Below are 17,890 nucleotides of genomic sequence, written 5' to 3' on the forward strand. Positions count from 1 at the left end.
CTGTTAAGCCAGCTCTATAACTTGAGCTGGCGAATAGCCTTATTCAGCTCACCAGCCAAGTTGGCCAGGTCGGTACTGGTAATTGCTGACTGACCGGTTTGGCCGACGGTCTGTTCGGTTACATCGCGGATGCGGATCACCGCGCGATTCATCTCTTCCGCCACCTGGCTCTGTTGCTGCGCCGCCACGGCAATTTGCGTATTGCTTTCCCGCATATGCGCCACGGATTCGGTGATCGCCACCAGCGCCTGACCCGCTTCACCGGCCTGCTTGACGCATTCATCCGCCTTGATCGAGCTGTCCTGCATAAAGTCAACGGCATCGCGGGTGCCGCTTTGCAGGGTGTTGATCATCTGGGTGATAAGGTCGGTGGAGTCCTGCACGCGTTTGGCCAGGTTGCGCACTTCATCGGCCACCACGGCAAAGCCGCGACCCATTTCGCCGGCGCGGGCGGCTTCGATGGCGGCGTTCAGCGCGAGTAGATTGGTCTGTTCGGCGATGCCGTGAATCTCGCTGACCACGCCGCCGATCTTCTGGCTGTCGACTGCCAGCTGTTCAATCATCTGTGCGGTCTGCTGCACGCCGCTGGACAGCCCTGAAATCGACAGGCTCACGCGGTTGACCGCCTGCTGCCCGCTGTGCGCTAGGTGTTCGGCGTTCTTTGACTGGTCGCGAGTGTCGGCCGTGTGCTCGGCGATATGGTGCACGGTGGCGGACATCTCGTTGATCGCCGTGGCCGCCTGTTCGGTTTCGCTCTGCTGTTCGAGCATGCCCTGGCGCACATCGCGCATATTGCCGGCCAGGCGCTCAGCCCCTTTATCCAGCTGCGCCGCCGACTGCGCGACGATGCCAACTACGCGCTGGTAACCGGCCTGCATGGCATTGAAGGCGCTGGCCATCTGGCCCACTTCATCTTTGCAGTCCAGTGGCACACGAGCGCTGAGGTCTCCGCTTTTTTCCACCTGCAGCATCACGTCCTTGAGAGTGTTGAGGTGGCTGAGCAGAAAGCGAATCAGCAACTGCGAGGCCGCCAGCAACAGCAGCATCAACAGCGCGACGACCAGGGCGTAGCTGGGTGCGCGGTCGAAAAAAACCTCGGTCAGGCTCGGCGCCGAAGCGGTGATGGCCAGGCGCTGACCGTCTTCACGAACGATCACTTCGGCGCCGATCAGACCCTCGCTGCCCTGCAAATCGACCCAGCCCCGTGCATTGGTCAGGGCGCTGCCCTGATTATCCGGCAGGCGTGGCGTCTGCCCGCTGGCAAAGCTCAGCAGGTTGTCGGCCTTTGGCAAAGCCTGTTCCTGCGGCCATTGGCTTAATAAGCGTGCCTGCTGCTGTGCGGCCTGCTTGGCGGCGTCGTGATGCACCTGCTGTTCCAGCTGCAGCGCATAGAGCACCAGCAGCAGCGTGGTAAAGAAGGCCACGGCATTTACGGCCCAGAATTTGTACTTCAGGGAAAGGTCGCTGATCCAATGGCCCATGCAGGTGTCTCTGTGTGAGGTGGAGGCTTGGCAAAGTGCCAGTAGTGTCGCTCAGCCTCACAGTGGATCTATTGATCCTTATCAACAATGACCTATTGGCCGATTAGCTGACAGCACCCTTGAACGCGGGCAGGTTGAAGAAAGCCTGGGCCGTAGCGCTGGTATGGGCAGCCAGTACTTCTTCGGTTTCACCACGGTGCAGCGCCACTTCACGTAACACCTCGACGAGAAAGGCCGGCTCATTACGGCCGCTCTTCGGTTTCGGCCGCAGGCTGCGCGGCAGCAGGAAGGGCGCGTCACTTTCCAGCATCAGGCGGCCACGGGGGATTTCCTTGACCAGTGGATGCAGATGGCTGCCACGGCGCTCGTCGCAGATCCAGCCGGTGATGCCGATATGCAGGTCCAGATCCAGGTAATTGAACAGCGCGCGCTTCTCCCCGGTAAAACAATGCACCACGGCTGCCGGCAGTTGGTCGCGGAAGTGCCGCAGGATGGCCAGCAGGCGCTCGTCGGCATCGCGCTCGTGCAGAAATACTGGCAACTGCAGCTCCACCGCCAAGGCCAGTTGTTGCTCCAGCACCAGCTCCTGTTGTGGCCTGGGTGAGAAGTCGCGGTTGAAGTCCAGCCCGCATTCGCCCACTGCACGTACTCTGGGGTCGCTCAGCAGGGCTTTGAGTTGGTCGTGGCTGTCACTGTTCCAACTGCTGGCGTCATGGGGATGAATGCCAGCGGTGCTGAACAAATGCTCGGCGCGGTCATCCAGCTGCCGGCACAGCTCCAGGGCGTGCTGACTTTCCGCCAGGCTAGTGCCGGTCAGCAGCATTTGCTGGATGCCCGCGGCATAAGCGCGAGCGAGGAGTGCTTCGCGTTGTTCGGCAAAGCTTGGGTGAGTCAGATTGACGCCGATGTCGATGAGTTGCATGGTGCTACCTGCTGAATTGATTGGGCCAGCATAACAGAGCTTTTTTGATAGATTAAAAGCCAATAAATACAGCTACTTAAAGCCTATACATGATGTTGAACATGATTGCTGGCTGGCATCCAGATGCGGGCTGTGCGACCCTCCGCGCCCCGCGCGCGGGGTCAGTTGCCTTGTAAACGGCCTGTTTAGACAAGCCGCTGCGCTGATTTTACCGACCGATTCTGCCCCGGAGCCTTGATGTTGCGAGTGCTATTCACCTGCTGCCTATTACTGCTGTCCTGCACAGCGGTGGCGCGTGTGGTTGGACCGCTGGAGGTCGGGCAGCCCAAGACCTCCCGTGACCTGACGGGCATCCGCGACAGTGGTGAATTACGCGTGCTGGTCAACCAAAGCCGCAACAGCTCGGGCGAGGTCAAGGGGCAGAGCATCGGTGTCGAGTACCAGCGCATGCGCGCCTTCGAGCAGTACCTCAACCGCAACTCGCGCAGTGGCCGCACGCTCAAGCTGAAGATCATCCCTCGCGCCAAGGATCAGCTGCTGGCCGCCTTGCAGCGCGGCGAGGGTGATCTGGTTGCACCTGGTGAGCTGCTGAATATGCCGCGCGGCAGCAAGCTCAGCGCCAGCGCGGCAATCCGCAGCAATGTGCCACTGATCATCGTCGCCAAACAGGGTAACCGGCGTTACCAGAACCTCGAGCAGCTCTCCGGGCGCAGCCTGGCCTTGCCTGCGGGCAGTGTGGCGGGGGAAGCGGTGCGGGCGGTCAATCAACGGTTGATCGACAGCAAACGGTCGCCGATTATCGTCGAGTGGGTCGATCCCAGCCTGGCGGTTGAGGATGTGCTGGAGATGGTCCAGGCCGGCATCTTCAGCGTCACGGCGGTCGAGCAGCCGATTGCCGAGCGCTGGGCCAAGGTGATGCCCAAGCTGCGCCTGGACCGTCACCTGCAATTGGCCAATGACGGCGATATGCGCTGGTACGTGCGCCGTGATACGCCAATGCTCGGCGCGAGCATCGACCGCTTTCTCAAGGGCTACCGTGACCCGGCTGATCAGGATGCGGCGTTCCTGCGCGTCTACCGGCGTCTGTACAAGGTGCATTACCCGCTGGGCCGCGCCGAGCGTCAGCGCCTGGAAAAGGTCCGTCCGGTGCTGCAGCGCTATGCCAATCAGCATGATTTCGACTGGCTGACCCTGGCTGCCGTGGCCTTCAAGGAATCCACCCTCAACCCAGCGGCACGCGGTGCCGGTGGCGCGACTGGGCTGATGCAGATCACCCCGGCTGCCGCGCGCAGCGTTGGCGTCAGCAATATCAGCGTGCTGGATAACAATGTGCAGGCCAGCGCCAAGTACCTGGCGATGATTCGCCGCAACTACTTCAACAGCCCGCAACTTAACGAACGCGAGCGCATGGCCTTTATCCTGGCCGGCTACAACATGGGCCCACAACGGGTGCAAAGCCTGCGGGCAGAAGCCCGCAGGCGCGGTCTAAATCCCAATCAGTGGTTTTTTCAGGTCGAGCGGGTGGCCATGGAGCAGATGGGCATGGGCGTGGTCAGCTATGTGAATAGCGTCAACAAGTACTACCTTGCCTATGACCGTGAGCGCTATCTGCTGGAACCGTAGCGTTCAGCCTGGGAGGTTCGATCTATTAGTTTAATCGATGTATTAAAGCGATTTTATTGGCTTTAAATATTGGTTAATTAGTTTAATCTTCACGCCATCACTCCCCACTACAAGGATTGCTGCACATGAACGCTCTGATCAAATCTGTTGTTGCGACCCAGGCTGGCTATGGCCTGACCGTGCTGCGCATCATCGCCGGCATCACCTTTGCCGCCCACGGCGCGCAGAAGCTGTTTGGCTGGTTTGGCGGTTACGGCCTGGAAGGCGTAGGCCAGTGGATGGAAAGCATCGGCTTGGCGCCGGGCTACCTGCTGGCGCTTATGGCCGGTAGCGCCGAGTTCTTCGGTGGCATTGCTCTGATCATCGGCCTGCTGGCCCGCCCAGCTGCAGCGGTGCTGGCGGTGACCATGGTGGTGGCGATTGCCACTGTGCACCTGGCCAATGGCTTCTTTATGAGCAACAACGGGTATGAGTTCGCACTAGCGCTCTTGGCGATCAGCGTCGCGATCCTGATTGAAGGTGCTGGCAAGCTGTCGCTGGACAAGCGCATCGCCGGTTAAGCGACTCGGCAGCAGCCAGCAGAAAGCCCACTTCGGTGGGCTTTCTGCGTTTCAGGGCTTGGGCTTGTTCTTCGTCGCCAGTTGTTCGGCGGCTTCCAGGCGCAGTTGTTCGCGTTCATCGAAGTTCTCGGCAGCCAGCTGGGCAATGGCTGTGCGTTTGTCACGGGCGCTCATGCCGGGGTTGTTTTCGATGGCGGCTTTTGCAGTGCTGTACTGGGCGATACGCTTTTTCCAGGTTTGCCGCTGCTGGTCGAGAACTTCGAGGCGCTGGGTGGCTTCGGCGCCGACCAGTTGCTGACGCAGCTGGCGGATCTGTTCCGGTTTGGCGCCAGTTGCCTGCAATTGCGCGGTCTGTTGGCGTAGCTCGTTCTGCAGTTGTGGCAGCACGGTGTCCTGCATTTCGGCTGGCAGGCTGTTGCGCAGTTGGTCGACGGCGGCGGCTTTGCCGGCATCGTCCAGTTGGCTGTTGTGCAGAATCGCCAGGCGTTGCAGGGTGAACTGGTTGTAGGCCTCTTCGCGGGCGAAGAACGCCTGCTGCGTTTGGCTATCGAAGATCCGCGCGCGCAGCGCCTGCACCGCAGTCTCGCGCTGGCGCAAGGCATCCAGATTGGCCATTTGCGGCAGGTCGCGTTCAAGCAGTACCAGTTCACGTTTGTAATCGAGGTATTGGTTGAGCAGGGTCAGGGCCTGTTCGCGGGCAGTGGCCGGCAGCTCTGCGGCGATATAGGCGCGCAGCCGCTCGACGCTGGTACGCAGCGGTTCTTCACCGGCTGCGGCAAGGAAGTAATCGAAGATCCGCCGGATGTCTTCGCTGATCAGCAGATTGCCATTGGCATCCAGGCGAAACACCCCATCCACCGTGGTGCCGCCAAATGAGACGGGCAGGCGTTTTAATGGCCCTGCCTTGGTCTGCGCGCCGTTCTGGCTGTGTGTGGCGGGCGGCGTTTCAGTGCGGTGTATGAGCTGTGGCGTATCGACGCTGAGCGGTGCTGGAACATCCATAGGTTGCAGGTACAGCGCCAGAGCCAGGCAGGCGGCAAACAAAATAGGTGCTAGCAGTAGGAGTTTTTTCACAGGCACTCTTCATATGTACAGGCTGGGTCAGGCGGCACTGCGAGACAAGGTGGGCAGAAACGCCAGGGGCTGGATGCCGCCCCTGGCGAAGTTGTTACAGACCGTTGTTTTTAAGGCGGTTGGCATGCTGGCGATAGACCGTGACAGGGTCGGTCTCGAACAGGCTGGTCAAGCCCAGAGTCTGGTTGACCTCATCAAGGTGGTTCATCCGGTAGTTATCGCGGATCACCTTGCCCATGCGTGAGCTGCAGCGACCGACCAGACCGTCGTTAGCTTCGCCTTTGAAGGTCAGCGCGGTGGCGCCTAGCAGCAGGTCGCTCGGGTCGATGATATTGGTCACCGGGCTGGTGCCGCTCCAGGAGTAGTAGCGCACGCCATTCACGCTGTAGGCGCCTTCACCGCAGGCGGTGGTGGGAATGCCTTGCGGGAACTTGGCGTTGAAGCGCGCCGCGCCTTCACTGTTGAGCGATTCCAGCGAGCCCAGAGCGTTCTGCGGGCTGGTGCTGGAACTGCCGGAGAGGAAGTTGATCAGTGTGCCGAGGCCATTGACGATGCCGGCGAGCAAGGTTTCCCCGACCGAACCTGGCGGAACCTGGCGAATAAAGTCGGCAGTGGCCGAGCCTTTATGTGGCGCACCGACGCTGGTGGCCGAGGCAACCAGGTTAGGGCTGACTGCGGCGACATAGCGAATGGTCGGCCCGCCATGGCTATGGCCGATCAGGTTGACCTTGGGCTTGCCGCTGATGGCGACAATGTCTTCCACCTGGGCCAGCAGTTCTTCGCCGCGAGCTTCTGAGGTGTTCAGTTGACTGACTTCGGTGATGTAAACACTGGCGCCGTCACGGCGTAGCGCGGCAGGAATGCCGTACCAGTAATCAACCCCGAGGAGGCTGTCGAAACCGAGCATGCCGTGGGCCAGTACGACCGGGTATTTGGTTTGGGTGTAACCGGAGGAGCCGAACCAGAAGGCATGGGTGTTGCCGGAGGCCAGTAAACCGGCGCCCAGGCAGAGGGCGAGCAAGGTTTTATTGTTGTTCATGGGTGCTCTCGCTAGGGTTAATCAGGCAGTTCAAGGCAGTCCATGCCGCCAAAACGCCGATCCCGTGGCGTGTACATCAGCCCAAGGGTATTGGCAGAAACCATGCCAGTAGCCGCAAACAGCCGTGTAGCCCTCTGCCACGGGCACTACATCGAAGTTGTGGGCAACCAGGTGTTGGCGCAGTGCCGTGGTTTGTTACGGGGTGAAACACCGTAAGCCTGGATTCAGGCCCCATATGACGGAGCCGCGACCTGCGCTCCGGCGACAAAAATGTAGGCCGATTGGCCGATTAGCGGTATCACCAATCAAAGGTTGGGGGAGTTGGGCATGGCTGTAGCCGAGCGCCTTGACAGCGTTGCGCGGGCTTCTCTAGGATGCCGACCCATGCGCCGATTTAAACAGCTACTTGCGGGGCGCCGGGTTACCTGCTGATTGCAGCGCCCTGAGAAGCACTCTTCGGAGGCTTTGAAATTCCGCTAAAGCGCTGGTTCGGTGTCGCCTCTCACCGCTGCCCAGCGGACCCAATGAGGCGGAGACATATCGATGCACTGTCCCCAACCGCTTATTCGCCTGGCCCCGATCACTTCTGGGCTGGCCTTGCGCAATCCGAAAATCCTCCTGGGTGGTAGCCACCAGCCAACCCTGCTGCGTTATCTGGACGGCTGGCCCAAGCGTTGGCCGGGGCCGCGAACCTTTCTGATCAACTTTGTCCACGATGGCGAATCTCTGGCACGCTTTGCCAGTCATTACTTCGATATGGCGGTGATTGAGGCGCCGTCGGCTGAGCAACTGGAAGAAACCGTGCGTCAGCTGGCGCGGGTGGCCAGGCAGGGGCTGATCACTCGGCGCTGACTGCTCGTTGAATGATGCAGCAGCTTTGACCAAAGTCAGTGCCGATCCGCTAGGCTCAAACGATATTTTCAGGGAGTGGGCTATGTTCGAATCCGCCGAAATCGGCCGCAGCATTGATAAAGAAACCTATGAGGCCGAGGCCCCGGTGCTGCGTGAAGCGCTGCTGGAGGCTCAGTACGAACTGCAGCAGCAAGGGCGTTTTGCCGTGCTTATCCTGATCGATGGGATCGAAGGGGCGGGTAAGGGCGAGACAGTCAAATTGCTCAACGAGTGGATGGATGCGCGGCTGATTCAGGTCAACACCTTCGACCAGCAGACCGATGAGGAATTGGCCCGTCCGCCGGCCTGGCGCTACTGGCGGCAACTGCCGCCCAAGGGGCGTATCGGCATCTTCTTCGGTAACTGGTATAGCCAGATGCTGCAGGGGCGGGTGCATGGGCGGATCAAGAACGCTGTGCTCGACCAGGCCATCGACACCACCCTGGGGCTGGAGCGCATGCTCTGTGATGAAGGCACGCTGATCTTCAAGTTCTGGTTTCATTTGTCTAAACAGCAGATGAAAGCACGCCTCAAGGCCCTGCAGGACGACCCGCTGCACAGCTGGCGGATCAGCCCGCTGGACTGGCAACAGTCAAAAACCTACGACAAGTTTGTGCGGGTTGGCGAGCGTGTACTGCGCCGTACCAGCCGTGATTACGCGCCCTGGTATGTGGTGGAGGGCGTGGATGAGTATTACCGCAGCCTGACTGTCGGGCGCATCCTGCTCGATGGTCTGCAAGCGGCGTTGAAGGCCAAGAACCGTCCTGTGCCCCATCCCCATGCTGCGCCGCTGACCTCCAGCCTGGATGAGCGCGGGTTGATCGACAGCCTGGACATGACCCAGGCGCTGGACAAGGACAGCTACAACGAGCAACTGGTGGTTGAGCAGGCGCGGTTATCCAGCCTGATGCGCGACAAGCGCATGCGCCGCCATTCGCTGATCGCGGTGTTCGAAGGCAACGATGCGGCGGGTAAGGGCGGGGCGATTCGCCGGGTGATCGGCGCGCTTGATCCACGGCAGTACCGCATTGTTCCGGTTGCTGCGCCAACCGAAGAAGAGCGCGCGCAGCCTTACCTGTGGCGTTTTTGGCGGCATATTCCGCCGCGCGGCAAATTCACCGTGTTTGATCGCTCCTGGTATGGCCGGGTGCTGGTGGAGCGGGTCGAGGGCTTTTGCAGCAGCGGCGACTGGCTGCGCGCCTATGGCGAGATCAACGACTTCGAAGAGCAGCTCAGCGAAGCAGGCGTGGTGTTGGTGAAGTTCTGGCTGTCGATTGATCAGCAAACCCAGCTGGAGCGTTTCAAAGCCCGTGAGCAGATTCCCTTCAAGCGTTTTAAGATCACCGAAGAAGACTGGCGCAACCGCGAGAAATGGCCGCTGTACCGCGATGCGATAGGCGATATGGTCGACCGTACTAGCACGGAAATTGCGCCCTGGACGTTGGTGGAAGCCAATGACAAGCGCTTTGCCCGAATCAAGGTGCTACGCACCATTAACCAGGCCCTTGAGGCCGCGTTTGCCAAAGGCTGAGTGATGGTTTTGTATGGGTAACAGCGTGGTCGCGCATACGGTTGATGAATGATCATCGTCGGTTGAGATTGTCCGGTCTTCGGCATGACCGGCTCGCGCCAGGTCGGCCATCTGGTACGTGAGCTGCAACGGCTCAAGCTGCGCTACGGCATCGTCACCCTGTGTGTGGGCGGCGGTATGGGTGCAACTGGGTTGTTTGAAGCGGTGCGCTGATCAGCATCAGGTTGACCGCCATGGATGGTAGGCCATAAAAAACCGCGATTATTCGCGGTTTTTTATTGGCTGGCGTTTGGCGCTTTAGAACGCGCGGCTCTCGATAATCTCGTTGGCTTGGATCATCCGGCGGATATAGAAGGCGATTTCGCGTTCGGCATCCGTTCGATTGAAGTAGGGGCCTTCCAGCGTGCCCTCGCGGGTGGAGAAGAAGTATTGGCCGTTGACCGCGCTAACGCGTTCGCTGCGGTAGTGGGTGCCGGGGTTATGATCGATATGGCGTTGGCCGAACATAAATAAACCTCCCGCAAAATGAACTGCTGAAGTCAGTCTAAACGGCGTTTTTCTGGCTGCGGAATTTAACGACAAATGGTTGTTTTTGCCGAAAATCGGCGTAATTTCTCTGTTTTTAACATTTTTTGACGCCAGAACACTGACTTGATGCTGTGCGGCCATCAGTACAGTGCGCTGTATGGCCGTACTGGACTGTGGCTGTGCCAGTTTTCAATGCAGTAGATCGTTAGCAGGTGCTCAGGCGCGTACGCCGAGTGCCTCAGCTCGGCGTAGCCAGCTCTGGCGCTGTTCTTCGCTGGAGGGTCGCACCGGGGCGAACTCAGCCAGGCGGCGGGTTTTGATGCCGCTGAAACCGAGGATGGTGCGGGTCATCTGCCGGTGCCCGGGCGCGCCGTAGATCCAGCGGAAGTACCAGGGCGGCGTATCCATGGTCACCAGCAGATCGGCCGTGCGCCCTGTTAGCAGCTTGTCCCAGAGCTGCGAGCGGTTGCGGTACTTGAAGGCGAAACCCGGTAGAAAGGTGCGGTCGAAGAAGCCCTTGAGCAGCGCAGGAATGCCGCCCCACCAGACCGGATAGACGAACACCAGATGCTCGGCCCAGTGAATTTGCCGCTGCGCTTCCAGCAGGTCCGGTTCCAGGGCCTGGCTCTGTTCGTAGCCGTCGCGCAGCACCGGGTCATAGCTCATCTCGCCGAGCTTTAGCTGACGCACCACATGGCCTTTGCTGCGCGCCCCCTGGGCATAGGCCTCGCCGAGGGCATGGCAGAAACTGCTGTTTTTCGGTGTGCCGAGAATCATCAGGATGCGTTTGCCGTCCCCCTCCAGTGGTGTTGCGCCGCTCTTTGCTTCTTCACTCATGTTGACCTGCCTCCAGCATGTTTTCAGGACGCACCCAGGCGTCGAATTGTTCATTGCTTAGGTAGCCCAGTTGCAGCGCTGCTTCCCGCAGGGTGGTGCCATCCTGATAGGCCTGCTTGGCGATTTCCGCGGCCTTGTCATAGCCTATATGCGGGTTCAGCGCGGTTACCAGCATCAGGCCACGTTCCAGGTGTTCGGCCATTTTCGCCGCATCGGGTTGCAGGCCAGCCACGCAGTGCTGCTGAAAGTTGTGGCAGCCGTCCGCCAGCAGGCGGATCGATTGCAGCAGGTTATGGATGATCACCGGCTTGAACACATTGAGCTGCAGATGCCCCTGGCTAGCAGCAAAGGCAATCGTGGTGTCGTTACCCAGTACCTGACAGGCCAGCATCGACAGGGCTTCGCATTGGGTGGGGTTGACCTTGCCCGGCATGATTGAGCTGCCAGGCTCATTGGCCGGTAAACGCACTTCAGCAAAACCGGCGCGCGGGCCGGAGCCGAGTAAACGTAGGTCATTGGCAATCTTCATAAGGGCCACTGCCAGGGTTTTCAAGGCGCCTGATAGTGCCACCAGCGGCTCATGGCCGGACAGTGCGGCAAATTTGTTCGGCGCGCTGACCAGCGGCAGGCTACTCAAGGCTGCCAATTCGGCGGCCATCGCCTCGGCAAAGCCCTGCGGCGAGTTGAGCCCCGTGCCGACCGCAGTGCCGCCCTGGGCCAGCTCGCAGACGGCCGGCAGAGCGGCCTGGATTGTTCGCTCGGCATAATCCAGTTGCGCGACAAAGGCCGACAGCTCTTGGCCGAAGGTCATGGGCGTGGCGTCCATCATATGGGTGCGCCCGGTCTTGACCAGGCGCGCATGGCGTTCGGCTTGTTCCTGCAAACCGTCACGCAGCTCGCGCAAGGCCGGCAGTAGCTGTTGCTGCACGGCTTGCACAGTGGCTATATGCATGGCCGTGGGGAAGCTGTCGTTGGAGCTTTGCGCGCGATTGACGTGGTCGTTAGGGTGCACCGGCGTCTTGCCGCCACGGCCGTTGCCGGCCAGTTCATTGGCGCGCCCGGCGATCACTTCATTGACGTTCATATTGCTTTGCGTGCCGCTGCCGGTCTGCCAGACCACCAGCGGAAATTGCTCATCATGCTGGCCGGCCAGCACCTCGTTGGCGGCTTGCTCGATCAGCCGGGCCAGATCGGCCGGCACTTCACCGATGCGCTGATTGACCCGTGCGGCGGCCTTCTTGATCAGCGCCAGGGCATGTACCACCGGCAAGGGCATGCGCTCCTGGCCGATGGCAAAATTGACCAGTGAGCGCTGGGTCTGCGCGCCCCAGTAGGCTTCATCAGGTACTTCAATCGGGCCCAGGCTGTCGGTTTCAGTGCGGCTCATGGCGGCTCTCCTGATGATTGCGTGTGTAGCAAACGAGTTGCCAGGCCGGGATTGCCAGCCTGGGCGTATCCCAACTTAGGTCGCTATGCATCAGTAGAGGTTCAACATCGACTGCTGATTACCAGCGGGCGCGGGTTTCACCCAGCCAGCCAAGGGCGTTGTTGACGGGCACGCGCTCACCTTCAGGGCCGCGTAGAACACCCTCGAAATGCCCGAACCACTGCTGCGTATTTGCATAGAACGGCCCGAGCCGGCGGTAGGCCTGGTGGCGCTGACGTGGGGTGAAGGTCAGTTGTACGGCATCATTCGGGCTGCGCAACTGCCAGGGCGCCAGCGGGTTGTGTGGTGCCTGGGTAATGGTGATGGGCATATCCAGGTGCTGCAGTTCGCCGCCAAACCACAGGGTGTTTTCTGACAGGCCGCTGTGGTCTGTCCAGCCGGCGCCGAAGTTGCCGGCGATGCCGCCGGGCGCAGCAAAGGCAGCGCGGGTCCAGTGGCTGTTGAGTGGCCAGACGCCACGGCCGAAATCCATCGAGGCAAAGCTTTGCCCAGTCACGCAGCTGTAATGCTGTTTGCCTAGCTGCACACTGCCACTGCAGGGCAGGCCCAACTGGCGGCTGGTGGCGTGAAAACTTTGCGGGCCAAGCGGGGCGACCAGGTTGACCGAGTCCAGGTGGGCAGGGCGATGAATATCCAGGGCAACCGACAGTGGTTGCCCGCCAATATCCGGCGCATTGATGGTGATGCGCGTGCGCCCAGTGTGTTCAGCTACGCGCAGTTGCAAGCGAGCGTGGTTGAATTCGTGGCTTGCCTGCGGCTGATCTGGTAGGTCGCAGCCACGGCCGAACAGGCGGTACTGGCTGTAAGCGACGGCTTGGCCGCTTTGCAGATCAAGGAAGTAAGCGGCGGCGTAACCCAGGTAGTCGAGGTCGGCCTGGGTAAACGAAAGCATCCACTGTGGGGTGGTGATGCACCAATGGTTCCAGCGTTTGCGTCGGCCGAAGTGCCCGGGTATCGCACAATCGATCATGGGCCTGGGCGACCAGCCAATCGCCTGCGGGTTAAGGCGGCCGTGGCTGTCGCATAGCGCGATGGCGGCAAGAGGCTCTGGGTGAGTGAAGCTGTTCATCGACACGTCCATGTGTGTGCTGGTGCTTCGCTTTGTGGGCTGGGCACGCTGAAGCAGAAGATGGATTATCCCGTCGAGCATGCACAGGCGTTGGCCTGCTCGGCAAGTGCTGGCATTTTGGCCTTTAAGCAAGCAGTGCGCCAGTGCACAGTTGTAGTGTGAGTTGGTTGGCGCTGTTCGCATACTTGAGTGTGGCAAGCGCTTGGGCACAAAATACTGGCAATCGAGTCCAACAGGACTCTTTCCCTTCCTCAGGAGTAGTACATGTCTCGTTTACCTGCCTTTTGCGCTGCCCTAATACTGACGTGCGGTAGTGTTCAGGTGTTTGCCGATGCCAAAAGCCATGCCGCCGACGCCGAGCGTTTCCTGCTGCTGGCCCGCGCCGACAAGCTGGCGGTGCCGGTGTACGCCCAGGTGCAGCAGATGTTTGCCCAGCGTTTTGCCGAGAGCAATGCGCCGCAGAGCGAGAAGGCTGTGCTGGAAACCTATCAGGCCCAGGCCAATGTCGCGCTTGAACAGGCCGTGGGCTGGGGCAAGCTTAAACCGGACATGGTCAAGCTCTACACCAGCAACTTTAATGAGCAGGAAATGAAAGACCTGATTCGCTTCTACGAATCGCCGCTGGGCAAGAAAGTCCTGGAGAAGATGCCGACGCTGACCGCGCAGTCGGCGCAGCTGACCCAGGGCAAGCTGGAAGCCGCCGTACCCAAGGTCAACCAGCTGCTGGCGGAAATGACCACCAAACTAACGCCGAAAAAGCCCTGAGTGACTGTACCCATGCCGAAAATCGATTTGCTGCAAGCCGCTCTGGCGAGCCTGCAGCCCCAGCACCTTGAGGTGCTGGATGAAAGCCATATGCACAGCCGTGGCCTGGAAACCCATTACAAGGCGGTGATCGTCAGCGAGCAGTTCGCCGGCCTGAACGCGGTCAAACGCCACCAGAAGGTCTATGCCGCCGTAGGGGAGCTGATGGGCCAGATCCATGCCCTGGCGCTGCACACCTACACCTCCGATGAATGGTCGCAGCAGGGCGTGGCTCCGGCTTCGCCAACCTGCAAGGGCGGCCACTGAGACAATTGGCCCCTACACGCCAGGTCTGAAGAAACGTAAACTGCGCCGCCGCCGGCTCAAGGTGAACAAACCTGGGCCGGCGTATTTTTTTGTATCCCGGTCCGCCCTTTACGTGGGCGACTACTGAAGGACATGCACATGACTGACAAGATCGTTGTCGCCGCGCTGTATAAATTCGTTTCCCTGACTGACTTCCATGAGCTGCGCGAGCCTCTGCTGCAGGCCATGCTGGATAACGGCATCAAGGGCACCCTGCTGCTCGCTGAAGAAGGTATCAATGGCACCGTCTCCGGCTCGCGTGCCGCTATCGATGGCCTAATGGCCTGGTTTGGCCTGGATGCGCGCCTGGCCGATATCGATCACAAGGAATCCTATTGTGATGAGCAGCCGTTCTATCGCACCAAGGTCAAGCTGAAGAAGGAAATCGTCACCCTCGGCGTGCCAGGCGTTGACCCGAACCAGAAGGTCGGTACCTACGTCGAGCCCAAGGACTGGAACGCACTGATCTCGGACCCCGAGGTGCTGCTGATCGATACCCGCAACGACTACGAAGTGTCGATTGGCACCTTCGAAGGCGCGGTAGACCCGAAGACCAAGTCGTTCCGCGAGTTCCCCGAGTACATCAAGGCGCACTTCGATCCGGCCAAGCACAAGAAAGTCGCAATGTTCTGCACCGGTGGCATCCGCTGCGAAAAAGCCTCCAGCTATATGCTCGGCGAGGGCTATGCCGAGGTCTATCACCTCAAGGGCGGCATCCTCAAATACCTGGAAGAAGTGCCGCAGGAACAGACCAAGTGGCAGGGCGACTGTTTCGTTTTCGATAACCGCGTCACCGTGCGTCACGACCTGAGCGAAGGCGACTACGACCAGTGCCACGCCTGCCGCACGCCGGTGTCGGTGGAAGATCGTCAGTCCGAGCGCTACACCCCTGGCGTTAGCTGCCCGCATTGCTGGGACTCGCTGCCGGAGAAGACCCGCGCCGGGGCCCGCGAGCGTCAGCGGCAGATCGAGCTGGCGAAAGAACGTAATCAGCCGCACCCGCTGGGCTACAACCCCCGACAATCGCGCGAGGCTTAAGCATGCACGCACGCCTGCTCTATGTGATGGACCCGATGTGTTCCTGGTGCTGGGGCTTTGCCCCGGTGCTGGAGTCCCTCGCCGAGCAGGCCGCTGCGGCAGGCGTCGGCCTGCAGCTGGTGCTGGGCGGTTTGCGCCGTGATGGCGTGGCCATCGATGCGGCGGCGCGGGTGCGCTACCTGGGCTACTGGCAGGCGGTGAATGCCAGCACAGGCCAGCTGTTCAACTTCAATGAGGGCCTGCCCGAAGGCCTGGTGTACGACACCGAGCCGGCCTGCCGTGCATTGGTTACGGCGCGCAGCCTGGCTCCTGAAATGGTCTGGCCGCTGGCGCAGTTGATCCAGCGCGCGTTCTATACCGAAGGCGTGGATGTAACCCGCGCCAGTGTGCTGGTGGAGCTGGCCGAGCGCGCCGGCATTCCGCGCATCGTGTTTGCCGAAGCCTTCGACAGCGCCGCACAGCGCGCCGCCACTGCAGCCGATGTCAGCTGGGTGCAGGATCTGGGGATCGCCGGCTTTCCCACCCTGCTGGCCGAGCGCGACGGCCAACTGGCGCTGCTGACCAACGGTTATCAACCCCTGGATGTGCTGCAGCCCTTGCTTGCGCGCTGGCTGGAGCGCGCCGCCCATGCCTGATCGCTTGAGTTGGGCAGAAATTCGCCGGCTGGCCCTGCACCATAAAAAAGCCCTGATCCTGGCCAACCTGGTGGCGGTGTTTGCCACCCTGTGCAGCGTGCCGATCCCGCTATTGCTGCCGCTGCTGGTTGACGAAGTACTGCTGCAGGACGGCGATGCGGCGCTCAAGGTGATGGACAACTTCCTGCCCATCGCCTGGCAGAGCGCCGCCGGCTATATCGGCCTGATGCTGGTGCTGACGTTCTTTCTGCGTGGCGGTGCGCTGATCTTCAACGTGTTACAGGCGCGGCTGTTTGCTCGGCTGTCGAAAGACATCGTCTACCGTATTCGCATTCGCCTGATCGAGCGGCTTAAGCGGATTTCTCTCGGTGAATACGAAAGCCTGGGCGGTGGCACCGTAACCACTCACCTGGTCACCGATCTGGAGACCCTCGATAAATTTGTTGGCGAAACCCTGAGCCGTTTTCTGGTGGCGGTGCTGACCCTGGCCGGCACCTCGGCGATCCTGATTTGGATGCACTGGCAGCTGGCGCTGCTGATCCTGCTGTTCAATCCGCTGGTGATTTACGCCACGGTGTTGCTGGGCAAGCGGGTCAAACACCTGAAAAAGCTGGAAAACGACAGCACCGGGCGCTTTACCCAGGCGCTGACTGAAACCTTAGAGGCCATTCAGGAAATCCGCGCCGGCAACCGTCAGGGCTTCTTCCTCGGTCGCCTCGGTGGCCGCGCCAAGGAGGTGCGTGACTACGCCGTTGCTTCGCAGTGGAAGACCGACGCCTCCAACCGCGCCAGCGGTCTGCTGTTCCAGTTCGGTATCGACGTATTCCGCGCCGCCGCCATGCTTACCGTGCTGTTCTCCGACCTTTCGATTGGCCAGATGCTCGCAGTGTTCAGCTACCTGTGGTTTATGATCGGCCCGGTCGAGCAGCTGCTCAGCCTGCAATACGCCTTCTACGCCGCTGGCGGCGCCCTGACGCGGATCAACGAGTTGCTGGCGCGCAAAGATGAGCCGCAATACCCCGGCGGTGTTAATCCATTCAAGGGTCGCGACACCGTGGGCATCGAGGTCAGCGGGTTGATCTTCGCCTACAACGATGAGCCTGTGCTGGATCACCTCAACCTGAGCATTGCACCCGGTGAGAAGGTCGCCATAGTCGGGGCCAGCGGCGGCGGCAAAAGCACCCTGGTGCAACTGTTGCTCGGGCTCTATACGCCCCAGGCCGGAACCATCCGCTTCGGCGGCAGCAGCCAGGAAGAAATAGGCCTGGAAGCGGTGCGCGAGCATGTCGCGGTGGTGCTGCAGCATCCGGCACTGTTCAACGACACGGTGCGCGCCAACCTGTGCATGGGCCGTGAGCGCGCGGATGACGCCTGCTGGCGTGCCCTGGAAATTGCTCAACTGGCCGATACCATTCGCGGTTTGCCGCAAGGTCTGGACAGCATGGTCGGTCGCAGCGGTGTGCGCCTGTCCGGCGGTCAGCGTCAACGCTTGGCGATTGCTCGCATGGTGCTGGCCGAGCCGAAAGTGGTGATTCTCGACGAAGCCACCTCGGCCCTGGACGCCGCCACCGAGTACGCCCTGCACCAGGCGCTCAATCAGTTCCTGCGGGGCCGTACCACGCTGATCATCGCCCACCGCCTGAGCGCGGTGAAACAGGCCGACCGCGTGCTGGTGTTCGATGGCGGCAGCATCGCCGAAGACGGCGGCCATCAGCAGCTGATCGCCGATGGCGGGTTGTACGCCAAGCTGTATGGGCATCTGCAGCACTGATAGCTACGCTGGGCAGTAGGGTGGATGACGCTTCACCCATCCACCTGTGCGGTCTTGCGGTGGATGAAAAAAGCGTCATCCACCCTACGGTTCTTGTGAGCACGACACTTTCTCGCGGATTTCAAACAGCCAGTAGCCCGGATGCAATCCGGGAGGGTCGGTGATCGTCTGTATTGTTCCCGGATTGCATCCGGGCTAAGACTGCGGCACCGCACCTGGCAGTTAAATCGACCGCTTTGTAAATTTATCGTTACGCATGGTGAGTGCTTTCGGCCAGCATTTGCGCTGTTTCTCTGGCTGTATTAAAAACTTGCCGAAAGCCTGAGCCAAGCCT

At 60.6% G+C, this 17,890-nt stretch carries 17 protein-coding genes and 2 pseudogenes; 10 read left to right on the top strand and 9 right to left on the bottom strand.

Translation table 11 applies throughout. The features are described 5' to 3' along the window. Window positions 1–14: 14 nt before the first annotated feature. The 3 genes and pseudogenes from AC0T4W_RS09150 to AC0T4W_RS09160 form a co-directional block, all read right to left on the bottom strand. Window positions 15–899, bottom strand: a complete 885-nt coding sequence (locus AC0T4W_RS09150; RefSeq protein ID WP_476323542.1) for a methyl-accepting chemotaxis protein — start codon at window positions 897–899, stop codon at window positions 15–17. After that, window positions 885–1,481 (bottom strand): annotated as a pseudogene (locus tag AC0T4W_RS09155) (HAMP domain-containing protein); the annotation flags it as partial. The gene AC0T4W_RS09150 and the pseudogene AC0T4W_RS09155, both read right to left, overlap by 15 nt. Window positions 1,482–1,584: 103 nt before the next feature. Continuing rightward, window positions 1,585–2,403: a TatD family hydrolase gene (locus tag AC0T4W_RS09160; RefSeq protein WP_476318712.1), complete on the bottom strand. Its 819-nt coding sequence runs from the start codon at window positions 2,401–2,403 to the stop codon at window positions 1,585–1,587. A 237-nt stretch (window positions 2,404–2,640) separates the two neighbouring features. On the opposite strand from AC0T4W_RS09160, the gene AC0T4W_RS09165 reads away from it, so the two are divergent. Beyond that, complete coding sequence (locus AC0T4W_RS09165; RefSeq protein ID WP_476318713.1) at window positions 2,641–4,026, top strand: MltF family protein; 1,386 nt, start codon at window positions 2,641–2,643, stop codon at window positions 4,024–4,026. A 125-nt stretch (window positions 4,027–4,151) separates the two neighbouring features. Then, the gene (locus tag AC0T4W_RS09170) at window positions 4,152–4,586 is read left to right on the top strand and encodes a DoxX family protein (RefSeq protein ID WP_090253443.1); all 435 of its coding nucleotides are present in this window, start codon (window positions 4,152–4,154) and stop codon (window positions 4,584–4,586) included. A gap of 51 nt (window positions 4,587–4,637) precedes the next feature. Here the strand turns inward: AC0T4W_RS09170 and AC0T4W_RS09175 are convergent, their stop codons facing one another. Together AC0T4W_RS09175 and AC0T4W_RS09180 are read right to left on the bottom strand one after the other, a co-directional pair. Continuing rightward, window positions 4,638–5,660, bottom strand: a complete 1,023-nt coding sequence (locus tag AC0T4W_RS09175; protein ID WP_476318714.1) for a lipase secretion chaperone — start codon at window positions 5,658–5,660, stop codon at window positions 4,638–4,640. A gap of 94 nt (window positions 5,661–5,754) precedes the next feature. Then, window positions 5,755–6,699 (bottom strand): alpha/beta fold hydrolase, encoded by a 945-nt coding sequence (locus AC0T4W_RS09180; RefSeq protein ID WP_476318715.1) that lies wholly within the window; start codon window positions 6,697–6,699, stop codon window positions 5,755–5,757. A gap of 543 nt (window positions 6,700–7,242) precedes the next feature. Here AC0T4W_RS09180 and AC0T4W_RS09185 point away from each other — a divergent pair. The 3 genes and pseudogenes from AC0T4W_RS09185 to AC0T4W_RS09195 form a co-directional block, all read left to right on the top strand. Continuing rightward, entirely contained in the window at window positions 7,243–7,551 is a 309-nt protein-coding gene (locus tag AC0T4W_RS09185; protein ID WP_476318716.1) for a class I SAM-dependent methyltransferase, read from the top strand. A gap of 82 nt (window positions 7,552–7,633) precedes the next feature. Further along, window positions 7,634–9,121: a polyphosphate:AMP phosphotransferase gene (pap, locus tag AC0T4W_RS09190; protein ID WP_476318717.1), complete on the top strand. Its 1,488-nt coding sequence runs from the start codon at window positions 7,634–7,636 to the stop codon at window positions 9,119–9,121. 78 nt (window positions 9,122–9,199) lie between these two features. Further along, window positions 9,200–9,334, top strand: a pseudogene (locus tag AC0T4W_RS09195) (acetyl-CoA C-acyltransferase); the annotation flags it as partial. Between the two features lie 84 nt (window positions 9,335–9,418). Here the strand turns inward: AC0T4W_RS09195 and AC0T4W_RS09200 are convergent. The 4 genes from AC0T4W_RS09200 to AC0T4W_RS09215 form a co-directional block, all read right to left on the bottom strand. Then, window positions 9,419–9,628 (bottom strand): DUF6316 family protein, encoded by a 210-nt coding sequence (locus AC0T4W_RS09200; protein WP_339411010.1) that lies wholly within the window; start codon window positions 9,626–9,628, stop codon window positions 9,419–9,421. Between the two features lie 237 nt (window positions 9,629–9,865). After that, window positions 9,866–10,486 carry an NAD(P)H-dependent oxidoreductase gene (locus AC0T4W_RS09205; protein WP_476318718.1) on the bottom strand — a complete coding sequence of 207 codons (621 nt, stop codon included), beginning with the start codon at window positions 10,484–10,486 and terminating at the stop codon, window positions 9,866–9,868. Further along, entirely contained in the window at window positions 10,479–11,873 is a 1,395-nt protein-coding gene (locus AC0T4W_RS09210) for a class II fumarate hydratase (RefSeq protein WP_476318719.1), read from the bottom strand. Before AC0T4W_RS09210 ends, AC0T4W_RS09205 begins: the two co-directional genes overlap by 8 nt. A gap of 118 nt (window positions 11,874–11,991) precedes the next feature. Beyond that, window positions 11,992–13,002: a DUF2804 domain-containing protein gene (locus tag AC0T4W_RS09215; protein ID WP_476318720.1), complete on the bottom strand. Its 1,011-nt coding sequence runs from the start codon at window positions 13,000–13,002 to the stop codon at window positions 11,992–11,994. 264 nt (window positions 13,003–13,266) lie between these two features. Between AC0T4W_RS09215 and AC0T4W_RS09220 the strand changes: the two genes are divergently transcribed. From AC0T4W_RS09220 to AC0T4W_RS09240, 5 genes are all read left to right on the top strand, one after another. Further along, complete coding sequence (locus tag AC0T4W_RS09220; RefSeq protein WP_476318721.1) at window positions 13,267–13,767, top strand: DUF2059 domain-containing protein; 501 nt, start codon at window positions 13,267–13,269, stop codon at window positions 13,765–13,767. A gap of 12 nt (window positions 13,768–13,779) precedes the next feature. Continuing rightward, complete coding sequence (locus AC0T4W_RS09225) at window positions 13,780–14,073, top strand: BolA family protein (protein ID WP_476318722.1); 294 nt, start codon at window positions 13,780–13,782, stop codon at window positions 14,071–14,073. Window positions 14,074–14,211: 138 nt separating this feature from the next. Then, window positions 14,212–15,150 carry an oxygen-dependent tRNA uridine(34) hydroxylase TrhO gene (gene trhO, locus AC0T4W_RS09230; protein WP_476318723.1) on the top strand — a complete coding sequence of 313 codons (939 nt, stop codon included), beginning with the start codon at window positions 14,212–14,214 and terminating at the stop codon, window positions 15,148–15,150. Window positions 15,151–15,152: 2 nt separating this feature from the next. Next, window positions 15,153–15,785 (top strand): DsbA family protein, encoded by a 633-nt coding sequence (locus tag AC0T4W_RS09235; protein WP_476318724.1) that lies wholly within the window; start codon window positions 15,153–15,155, stop codon window positions 15,783–15,785. Then, the gene (locus AC0T4W_RS09240; RefSeq protein WP_476318725.1) at window positions 15,778–17,556 is read left to right on the top strand and encodes an ABC transporter ATP-binding protein; all 1,779 of its coding nucleotides are present in this window, start codon (window positions 15,778–15,780) and stop codon (window positions 17,554–17,556) included. The genes AC0T4W_RS09235 and AC0T4W_RS09240 overlap by 8 nt, the downstream gene beginning before the upstream one ends. Window positions 17,557–17,890 lie beyond the last annotated feature (334 nt).

It is taken from the genome of Pseudomonas sp. C7.1, assembly GCF_056312395.1.